The 8,852-nt window shown below is 62.2% G+C and carries 12 protein-coding genes; 2 read left to right on the forward strand and 10 right to left on the reverse strand.

Features of this window, described 5'->3' with window-relative positions:
* From ASN89_RS24515 to rpsP, 10 genes are all read right to left on the reverse strand, one after another.
* Window positions 1-1,227: nitrilase-related carbon-nitrogen hydrolase (locus tag ASN89_RS24515; RefSeq protein ID WP_152988677.1), on the reverse strand; the 1,227-nt coding region annotated here is incomplete at its 3' end.
* On the reverse strand, window positions 1,224-2,042 hold the full coding sequence (locus tag ASN89_RS24520) for an AraC family transcriptional regulator (RefSeq protein ID WP_058051089.1): 819 nt from the start codon (window positions 2,040-2,042) through the stop codon (window positions 1,224-1,226). The genes ASN89_RS24520 and ASN89_RS24515, both read right to left, overlap by 4 nt.
* 206 nt (window positions 2,043-2,248) lie before the next feature.
* Window positions 2,249-2,698, reverse strand: a complete 450-nt coding sequence (locus ASN89_RS24525; protein ID WP_046685323.1) for a CBS domain-containing protein — start codon at window positions 2,696-2,698, stop codon at window positions 2,249-2,251.
* 81 nt (window positions 2,699-2,779) lie between these two features.
* Window positions 2,780-3,115 (reverse strand): DUF3579 domain-containing protein, encoded by a 336-nt coding sequence (locus ASN89_RS24530; RefSeq protein WP_029496213.1) that lies wholly within the window; start codon window positions 3,113-3,115, stop codon window positions 2,780-2,782.
* Between the two features lie 225 nt (window positions 3,116-3,340).
* The gene (locus ASN89_RS24535; RefSeq protein WP_046685324.1) at window positions 3,341-4,300 is read right to left on the reverse strand and encodes a CobD/CbiB family protein; all 960 of its coding nucleotides are present in this window, start codon (window positions 4,298-4,300) and stop codon (window positions 3,341-3,343) included.
* Window positions 4,301-4,397: 97 nt separating this feature from the next.
* A complete protein-coding gene (locus ASN89_RS24540) occupies window positions 4,398-5,057 on the reverse strand; it encodes a CoA pyrophosphatase (RefSeq protein WP_058051090.1) in 660 nt (219 codons plus the stop codon).
* 80 nt (window positions 5,058-5,137) lie between these two features.
* Window positions 5,138-5,521: a 50S ribosomal protein L19 gene (gene rplS, locus ASN89_RS24545; RefSeq protein ID WP_010395528.1), complete on the reverse strand. Its 384-nt coding sequence runs from the start codon at window positions 5,519-5,521 to the stop codon at window positions 5,138-5,140.
* 131 nt (window positions 5,522-5,652) lie between these two features.
* Window positions 5,653-6,399, reverse strand: a complete 747-nt coding sequence (gene trmD / locus ASN89_RS24550; RefSeq protein WP_034759865.1) for a tRNA (guanosine(37)-N1)-methyltransferase TrmD — start codon at window positions 6,397-6,399, stop codon at window positions 5,653-5,655.
* Window positions 6,400-6,449: 50 nt separating this feature from the next.
* Window positions 6,450-7,007, reverse strand: a complete 558-nt coding sequence (rimM, locus tag ASN89_RS24555; RefSeq protein WP_058051091.1) for a ribosome maturation factor RimM — start codon at window positions 7,005-7,007, stop codon at window positions 6,450-6,452.
* Between the two features lie 13 nt (window positions 7,008-7,020).
* On the reverse strand, window positions 7,021-7,272 hold the full coding sequence (gene rpsP / locus ASN89_RS28370; RefSeq protein ID WP_010395524.1) for a 30S ribosomal protein S16: 252 nt from the start codon (window positions 7,270-7,272) through the stop codon (window positions 7,021-7,023).
* 278 nt (window positions 7,273-7,550) lie between these two features.
* Here rpsP and ASN89_RS24565 point away from each other — a divergent pair, with 278 nt between their 5' ends.
* Both ASN89_RS24565 and ASN89_RS24570 read left to right on the forward strand, forming a co-directional pair.
* On the forward strand, window positions 7,551-7,985 hold the full coding sequence (locus ASN89_RS24565) for an NINE protein (RefSeq protein WP_046685328.1): 435 nt from the start codon (window positions 7,551-7,553) through the stop codon (window positions 7,983-7,985).
* A gap of 137 nt (window positions 7,986-8,122) precedes the next feature.
* The gene (locus ASN89_RS24570; protein WP_058051092.1) at window positions 8,123-8,749 is read left to right on the forward strand and encodes a glycine zipper 2TM domain-containing protein; all 627 of its coding nucleotides are present in this window, start codon (window positions 8,123-8,125) and stop codon (window positions 8,747-8,749) included.
* Window positions 8,750-8,852 lie beyond the last annotated feature (103 nt).

The raw sequence follows: 8,852 nt of genomic DNA on the forward strand, positions 1-8,852 counted from the left end.
ACCGTTTTCCACGCCGCGCACGACCGTCATGCGCGCGCCCATCCAGGCGTCGAGCTGGAAATCCCAGGCCGGCACCAGCATCGTTTGCGCCCCGGCCGCGCCATACGCGTGCCCCAGGGGCGCGAAATGCATGTCCTTGCAGATGGCCAGGCCCATGGCCTGGCCCGCCACCGGCTGCACGGCATACGCGCCGCCAGCAAGAAACTCGCGTTCGGGCGGCGCCAGATGATGTTTTTGATAGCTGACAGGCGCGGCGCCATCGGGCGCGAACAGCCAGGCCAGGTTGCGCCGGCCGGCAGCATCCTGCACGCCGATCCCAACGGTGATCCACGCGCCCGCGCCGCGCGCCAGCGCCTGGAAACGCTGCCGCACGGCGTCCGCCTGCGCGGGCGCCAGCACGGCTATCTTTTCCGGCAACAGCACCAGCTGGGCGCCCTGCCCGGCCAGTTCTTCGACGTGGCGCGCGTACTGCTCCCAGACGGCTTGCGCGCGCGCCGGCGGCGTGGCCGGGCCGATAAAGTCATCGATGGCCACCAGGCCCGCCAGCGGCCCGGCTGGTGTGGGCGCACCGTGCACGCGCCAGGCGCCGCCGGCGAACGCGGCCAGCAGTACCAGCGCAGTGGCGCACGCCGCTGGCGCATACGCGCGGCCGCCCGCCAGCAGCAAGGCCAGCGCGGACGGCGCCAGACACAGCAAAAACAGCAGGCCAGGCACGCCCGCCAGGGCCGCCACCTGCAACACGGTAATATTATCCGCCTGCGAATACGCGAGGCTGCCCCAGTTGCCGTCCGGCAGCAAGGCCGCCATCATCGTATCGATGGCAACCCACAGCACGGGATACGCCAGCATCGTCCAGCTTGCCCGGTAGCGCAGCACGAGACGCCGCGTGGCCAGCACTACCAGCAGCCACAGCAGTGCCTTGACGGCGATCACGGCCAGCACGGCCGGCAAGGGCATGAGCAGGCGGAAATAGGCGACGTTGGATGACAGCCCCAGCGCCGCGGCCAGCAACGTCATCCAGGCCGCATCGCGGCGCGACGAGCGCAGGGCCAGCCACAGCACGGGCAGCGGCGCGCACCAGGCCAGCCAGCCCAGCGGCTGCGGCCCCAGCACCCAGTACAGGGGCAGGCCCGCCGCCAGCGCGGCGGCAATTTGCAACAGGCGCTGGCGCAGCGCAGTGCCGCCGGCAAACAGGGCCGGCGCAGACAAGGTATTGGAGATCATCATGCTTTCAAGGGAAGCCAGATTTCCACGCCGCCGTTGCCGCTGGCGGGATCGAAATTCTGGTTGTAGCGTTCAAAATCGGGCGCGTCGGCCACTTCCAGGCCCGACTGGGGCAGCCACTCGTTCCACACCGCATGCCAGGTGGTGCGGATGGTGGAAATATGCCCGCGGTGATGGAACACGGCATAGCGCTGCGGGGCGATGCGCAGCCGCGTCCAGCCATCGGGGGCCTGGGAAAAGTCGCTCACCGGCATGGCGCACAGGTAATCGAAATTGCCTGCGTCGTCATTGTTGCAGCACACGCCATACACCAGCTGGCCGGGCGCCACATGGGGCAGGAAGCGCTGCCACAGGGCGGGGATGCCGGCAGCCGTCTCTGCGCGATAGCGTTCGGCGAGACCGGCCACCAGCAAGGCGGGGCCCTGCTCGAAACGGGGCGCTTCCAGGGGCACACCCGGCGCCACATCCATTTTAATGGCGTCGACCAGCGCGAGGTTGGCGACGTGGCGCTGGGCCCGTACCTTTTCCGGCGTGACATGGAACTGGTCGCGGAAGGCCCGCGTAAATGCTTCATGGGAACTGTAGCCGGCCTCCACGGCAACGGCGAGGATGTCTTGCGCGCCCTGGGCCAGCACACGGGCAGCCTCGCTGAGCCGGCGCGCCCGCACATAGCGCATCACGGAGTGGCCCGTGGCCAGGCCAAACGCGCGCGTCAGGTGGCACGGCGAAGCGCCGCCCACATGGGCGATGTCACCGAGCGAGAGATTCTCCGCATAATGCGATTCGATATACCAGAGTGCCTTGGCCAGAGTGTGCATGGACGCTTCCCGTTGAACGAGCAGCGACTGTAGCATTTTCAGGCAGGCGTGACTTGACCGGAATTGCGCAATTACGGGCGAGCTGACCACCTGACAAAACCGTAGCGAGCGGCAGTGATTTATGGTTGAGAAGCGCAAGCGTACTGTAGTACGGTGAGCATCGCCGACCGCAAAGCGCGACGCGCAGCAGGTTTTGACAGGTGTTCCTATTTTCGCGTGCGCTTTTCATGTACGAGCTGGCCGCTGCTGATGCGCGCCAGCTCGGCCATTTCCTGGGCCAGGAAGGCGAGCAGGTCGTCGATGCTGACGACGCCGGAAAGCGCGCCCAGGCTGTTGACCACGGGCAAGCGGCGGATGCCGTTGACACGCATACGTTCAATGATGTCGTAGACGTCTTCGTCTTCGCTGGCCGTGAGCAATTGCGCGCTCATGATGTCGCCCACCAGCAGGCTGGCGGGGTCGAGGCCTAGGGCGATGACGGAAATGACGATGTCGCGGTCGGTGAGGATGCCGATGGGGACGCGCTCGCCATTCGGCTGTTCGGCCACGATCAGGTCGCCCACGTGATGCTGACGCATCAGCAGCGCCGCGTCTTGCACGCTGGTGTCACGCCGGCAATGGATGGTGTGCAGGGTACAGATGTCGCCGATGCGCATGTCGCCACTCCGTTTGAGGCAGAGTGTCCACGCTACGCCAGCCCGCCGTGGCGGGTTTGAGGCACATCAATGAAACAGGTCTTACTTTTCTTCGGGCGGCGGCAGGAAGCAGGCTTCGACGATTTGCAGGTCGTTATCCTTGGCAAATTCGCGCACGAAGTGAAACGCCATCGGCTCGATCTCGCGCAGCTTGGTGTTGACCACCACCGACTTGACGCCATTGACGACGGTCGGGCGCACGTAGGGCGAATACTGGAGGTGCGCATTGCGCCCGCCACCTTCGGGATTGAAACAGGACATCACTCCACAAAGGCGCTCGGCCCAATCGCTGGGTCGGAATTGCTTGCCATTGCTGGTGAGACCAAGGATGAAGAACTCGTCTGAGAGTTCCCCTGTTTTTTGAGATAACTCGGCCATGTGGCTTGTCGGGACTGGATTGCGTGAATGGCCCCGGCGGGTAGGCCGGGCTGGTAATTCAACTACGTTTGCTGCGGTAAGCCAGTATTATATCTTATAGAAGACTTGGGTTCTACCTCGATCTGCCCTGACGATGCAAACAGGGGCCGGCACGCATCACGCGCCAGCCCCTATTTTAACCTTGTTCCACGCGCAAGGCGCATGGATGGCGCGTGTGCGCCCGCGTCAGCCGAGGAAAACGGCGCCCGACATCAGCAACAGCAGCAGCATCCACAGCAGCAAGGCGCGCCACACGAGGCCCACCGTGCTCTGCAAGGCGCGCGCGCCCGGCTCTTCGCCGGGCAGGATATCGCTTTCGCTGTCGCTGTCATCGACGGCCATGTCCGGCGTGACGAACACGCGAGCCGCCGTTTCCGCGGGCGTGCCCAGGCGTACGCCCATGGCGCCGCCGCCGGCCGTCAGGATGATGCCGATGGCCTCGTCCTGCCAGCGCTGGGCGAAATTGCGCCACGCATAGATGGCGTCCTCGAAATTGCCGACCACGGCAAACGCCACGGCCGTCAGGCGCACGGGAATCCAGTCGATCCAGTAAAAGGCGCGCGCGGCGAACTGGCCGAACGCCTCATTGCGCATGTGCTCGGGTTCGTTCCAGGCGCGCGCCAGGTATTCGGCCACGCGGTACATCACGGCGCAGGCAGGGCCCAGCGGCATGAGGAACCAGAAAAACACGCCAAAGACATTGCGGTGCGTGGTAACCAGGGCTTTTTCCACGGCGATGCGGGCGATTTCGCTCGCTTCCATGCCCACCGTGTCGAGCTTGGTCCAGTCGGCCAGCAAAGTGCGCGCGGTCGCTTCGTCGCCGGCGCTCAGGGCCAGCTGGATGGAGGTAAAGTAATGGCTGTAGTGACGGAAGCCCAGGGTCAGGTAGACGATGAGGACGTTCCAGGCAAAGGCCAGCAGGGTTAGCTGATAATGCTGCAAGAGCCAGTAGATGCCTGCCGTCGGCACCATCAGCACGCCGATCATGAGGAACCAGCCCATGCGGCCGTGGTTGGCGTGGCCGGCATTGAACCAGGTCTCCATGCGCATTGCCAGGCTCTTGATTTCGGCGTAGATCGGATTGTCCGCGCGCAAAGGTTTGAGCTGCTCGATCAGCAATGCGCAAAGTATGGAGAGAAATGTCATCAAACGTCCTTTTTGTCTTTTTCAGCAATACCGCAATGCCCGCTACGATAGCGCAGTGCAGTGCTGGAATCAAACTTATTACGTGCGGGACGCCATTTTACGCGCGCAAGAGGTGAAACAGATTGCGCAGCATGCCGGCCGTGGCGCCCCAGATGTAGAAGCGCTCGTACGGCATGGCGTAGAACGAGCGCCGTCCGCCCGGCAACTCCACCGACAGGCGCTGATGGTTGAGGCCATCCATGAGGAAAGCCAGCGGCACTTCGAAGATTTCCGCCACTTCGGACGGGTCGGCGCGCAGCTCGAACGGCGGCGTCACCAGGCCCACCACGGGCGTGACCTGGTAGCCGGTGCCCGTCAGGTAATCGGGCAAACAACCGAGCACTTCGATGTGTTCGCGCGCCAGGCCCACTTCCTCTTCCGTTTCACGCAAGGCCGTGGCGATGGCCGACGCATCGAAGGCTTCGCTGCGCCCGCCGGGAAAGCTGACCTGCCCCGCATGGCTGCTCAGGTGGTCCGTGCGCATGGTCAGCAAGATGGTCAAGCCTTGCGGCCGTTGCACGAGAGGAATGAGCACGGCGGCGCGCACGGGCACGGCGCGGGCGGAAAGAAAATCCTGGGTAATCTCGGGCTGCCAGTCGGGCTGTTCGGCCAGGCGCTGGCGCAGCCAGTCCGGCGTCAGGCGCACGGCGTCCAGCGCCGCCTCGCCGGCGATCGAATCGATGGCAAGTTGTTTGGGATCAAATGCGATGGTGGCCATGGCAGCTTGCCTCAATAGCAATTCAGAATAAAAAAAGGGGCACCAATACGGCACCCCTTTTCCCAACGCAGACGCTGATATTACGCGCTTGCTTTCGCCACAACGCGGCGATTTGGCAATTTTTCTTTGATACGCGCCGATTTACCCGAACGCTCACGCAGATAGTACAGCTTGGCGCGGCGAACATCACCACGGCGTTTCACTTCGATCGAAGCGATCAGCGGCGAGTACAGTTGGAACGTACGCTCGACGCCTTCGCCGGACGAGATCTTGCGAACGATGAAGTTCGAGTTCAGGCCACGGTTACGACGGGAGATAACGACGCCTTCGTAAGCCTGGGCGCGCTTGCGCGTACCTTCGACTACGTTGACGCTGACGATAACGGTATCGCCTGGTGCGAATTCAGGAATGGTTTTACCCAGACGAGCAATTTCTTCCTGCTCTAATTGTTGAATCAAGTCCATTTTTAACACTCCGAAAACCATCATGCCGGCGCACTGTGGATAGCAAGTATCCGCCCGGTAGAGGATGGGTAACACAATATGGGCAACATGCCCGGCACTACTGGCCACCCTGCCGGCCGTCCGGAGACGGCTTACAGGCTGGCCAAGAATTTTTCGTCGGTCTTGCTGAGCAAGCCGGCGGCGCGCGCACTGACCAAGAGGTCAGGCCGCTTTGTCGCGGTCGCTTCCAGCATGCGCTGGCGGCGCCACTTGACGATCTCGGCATGATTACCACCCATCAAGACGGGCGGCACGGCCATGCCTTCATACGTTTCCGGCCGCGTATAGTGCGGCGAATCGAGCAAGCCATTGACGAAGCTGTCCTCGATGGCCGATGCCTCGGTGTTCAAGACACCCGGCAACAAACGGATCACCGCATCCATCAGCGCCATGGCAGGCAATTCACCGCCAGACAGGACGAAGTCGCCGACGCTGATTTCCTCGTCGACGCAACGGTCCAGCAAACGCTGGTCCACGGCTTCATAGCGGCCGCACAGGATCACCAAACCAGGTTCGGCTTTCAGCTGCGTGACGCGCTCGTGCGTCAACGGACGGCCTTGCGGCGACATGAACACCACGCGGGGCGCCGCCAGTCCCAATGCGGTCTGGCGTTGCTTCGCGGCATTGATTGTCGCTTCGAGGGGACGGGCCATCATCACCATGCCGGGGCCGCCGCCATACGGGCGGTCATCCACGGTACGGTGATTGTCGGTGGTGAAATCACGGGGATTCCACAGCGACAAGCCACATTTCCCCTGCTCGAAGGCGCGCCGGGTCACACCCGACTGCGTCAGCGCGGCAAACATTTCCGGGAACAGGGTCACGACATCAAATTGCATCGTTCACCATCCTGCAAAGTTTGCCCGGCGCATTGTTAAGCGCAGGCGGTTTAATAATCGAGGCCCCAGTCGACCGTGATCTTGTTGGCAGCCTTGTCAACGTTAATGACAAACTGGCCAACAAACGGGATCAGGCGCTCAGGCGCCTTTTCAACGGTCTCATCGGCAGTGGCGACGGGCGTAACGCGCAAGATCGACTGCGGACCATTGCTCATCATGTCGTGCACTGTGCCGAGGCACTCGCCTTGCAAATTCTCGACTGTCAGTCCGATCAGATCGGACCAATAAAATTCATCGGCCGTCAGCGTCGGGAAATGGCTACGCGGAATTTGCACAGAGACGCCTTTCAGCGCTTCTGCGGCATCCCGCCCGACCACACCCACCAGCTGGGCCACGACGTCGCCGCCGTGTAACTTCGCTTGCCTGACTTGAACATCATGCAAGGTCGGTTTATCAAACCACCAGGTTTTGACGCTTAATAATGCATCCGCATCGTCGGAGAAAGGAGTGATCCTGACTCCGCCAGCAATGCCATAAGCACCGGAGACATAGCCTACCTGTACCAGGTCATCGGGGACTTTCACCCCGGATGCAGTCTTGACCGTCAAACCAGTGATCTAATTAAGCTGCTGCTTTGTTGTTGCTAGCTACCAGGCGAGCAACGGTTGGCGACAATTGTGCGCCAACGCCTTGCCAGTAGGCCAGACGGTCTGCGGTGATACGCAGTGGAACTTCGCCACCTTGCGCCATCGGGTTGTAAAAACCGATACGCTCAATGAAGCGACCATCGCGGCGATTGCGCGAATCAGTAGCGACGATGTTGAAGAACGGGCGCTTCTTGGCGCCTCCACGAGCTAAACGAATAACGACCATAATATTTCCAAAAAGTGTGCTGAGGCGGAAAAAGCCGCAAATTATAGCGCGCTTTACCGCCAGGCAGCAAGCGTTATGATGACGGGCGTGTAATTTGGGCTAATCAAACATTATGACCAGTCATGGCCGAAGACGCAATAGGCGCGTGCGTCTATCGTGCCGCCCATGCCACGTCCAGGCGGCGCCGGCATCGCCTGAACACGGCACGAAAGTGCTATCGTTGCGGCAGCGAATGACCGATACTGACAATCTTTACCGATGAGCAACTCTGGAGTCCCATGACCACCGCTACCATTTTGCAACAGTCGCACAAGAACAAGGCCTTCACGGCCCTGCTGGCTTTCCTGCTGGGTATGCTGGGCGCCCACCGCTTCTACCTGCACGGCGCCAAGGACCGCTGGGGCTGGCTGCACCTGGCCGCCCTGCCCGCCTCCCTGCTGCTGCGCCAGCTGTTTCCCGATGCCGACTGGTTTTACCAGATCTTGCCGCTGACCCTGTCCGCCCTGGGCGGCTTCCTGGAAGCGCTGGTGCTGGGCCTGATGCCGGACGACAAGTGGGATGCCCGCTACAACGCCGCGTCAAGCCGTCTGTCGGACACGGGCTGGCCCCTGGCCGTGGTGCTGGTCGCTACCTTGATGCTAGGCGCGGGCGTGCTGATCGCCACCATGGCGCGCCTGTTCGACTTGCTGTACACAGGCGGCGCCTACGGTTAATTTCCATGCGGAAAATGGCTTCGGATAGGGTGCGCCGCACGCACATGTAAGTGTTGGTAAGCAATCATGATTTTCCTCTATACTGCATTCACAATGCCGACATTACTGGCTCATTTAACACCCCCTAGGAGAAGATCATGATTCGTCGCCCACTCATCCTCGCAGTCGCCATCACGGCCCTGTTCAGCACTTCCGCATTCGCGCAAAACCTGTCGCCGAAGGCGCAATACGCCTACGACACGAAGCAGGCCAGCACCCGCTATGCGGATGACAAGAAACTGTGCGCAGAAGAAACCAGCTCGAAAGCCCGCATGCAATGCCTGCGCGACGCCAAGGGCGAATACGACCAGGCCATCATCAACGCCAAGGCCGCGCAAAAGGCCGGCAGCTCGTATGCTGGCCAGAACAGCAAGCCAGCACAGCACCAGATCTGCGCCGATTGCGGCAAGGTGCTGGCAGTCAACGTCACTGAAAAAGCGGGCGAAGGCGGCGCGCTGGGCATGATCGGCGGCGGCGTGGCCGGCGCCCTGCTGGGCCGCCAGGTCGGTGGCGGACGCGGCAAGGACCTGGCCACCCTGGCCGGCGCCGCTGGCGGCGCTTACGCTGGCAAACAAGTCGAAGGCCACATGAAGAACGCCAAGACGTGGACCGTCACCGTGCAATACGAAACGGGCGCCAAGGCGGACTTCGCATTTGACCAGGATCCGGGACTGGCTGCTGGCGATCTGGTACGTAATTCCGGCAACGGCATCGCCCGCCGTTAAGATCGCAGAGTAAATCTGGGGTCAGTCCCTGCGGGATCGGAATGCGCGCCATTGGCGCACATTCCCCCGGCGGGTCTGACCCCGGCACTTACGTTTGGGGTTA

The organism is Janthinobacterium sp. Ant5-2-1 (genome assembly GCF_001445815.1).
Classification (GTDB): Bacteria; Pseudomonadota; Gammaproteobacteria; order Burkholderiales; family Burkholderiaceae_D; genus Janthinobacterium; species Janthinobacterium lividum_E.

Excerpts from the sequence above, each read along its gene's own strand:
- ASN89_RS24520 (WP_058051089.1), bottom strand. The coding sequence starts at position 2,042 with ATGCACACTCTGGCCAAGGCACTCTGGTATATCGAATCGCATTATGCG.
- rplS (WP_010395528.1), bottom strand. The coding sequence starts at position 5,521 with ATGGACTTGATTCAACAATTAGAGCAGGAAGAAATTGCTCGTCTGGGT.
- trmD (WP_034759865.1), bottom strand. The coding sequence starts at position 6,399 with ATGCAATTTGATGTCGTGACCCTGTTCCCGGAAATGTTTGCCGCGCTG.
- ASN89_RS24565 (WP_046685328.1), top strand. The coding sequence starts at position 7,551 with ATGACCACCGCTACCATTTTGCAACAGTCGCACAAGAACAAGGCCTTC.
- rpsP (WP_010395524.1), bottom strand. The coding sequence starts at position 7,272 with ATGGTCGTTATTCGTTTAGCTCGTGGAGGCGCCAAGAAGCGCCCGTTC.
- ASN89_RS24525 (WP_046685323.1), bottom strand. The coding sequence starts at position 2,698 with ATGCGCATCGGCGACATCTGTACCCTGCACACCATCCATTGCCGGCGT.
- ASN89_RS24535 (WP_046685324.1), bottom strand. The coding sequence starts at position 4,300 with ATGACATTTCTCTCCATACTTTGCGCATTGCTGATCGAGCAGCTCAAA.
- ASN89_RS24530 (WP_029496213.1), bottom strand. The coding sequence starts at position 3,115 with ATGGCCGAGTTATCTCAAAAAACAGGGGAACTCTCAGACGAGTTCTTC.
- ASN89_RS24540 (WP_058051090.1), bottom strand. The coding sequence starts at position 5,057 with ATGGCCACCATCGCATTTGATCCCAAACAACTTGCCATCGATTCGATC.
- ASN89_RS24570 (WP_058051092.1), top strand. The coding sequence starts at position 8,123 with ATGATTCGTCGCCCACTCATCCTCGCAGTCGCCATCACGGCCCTGTTC.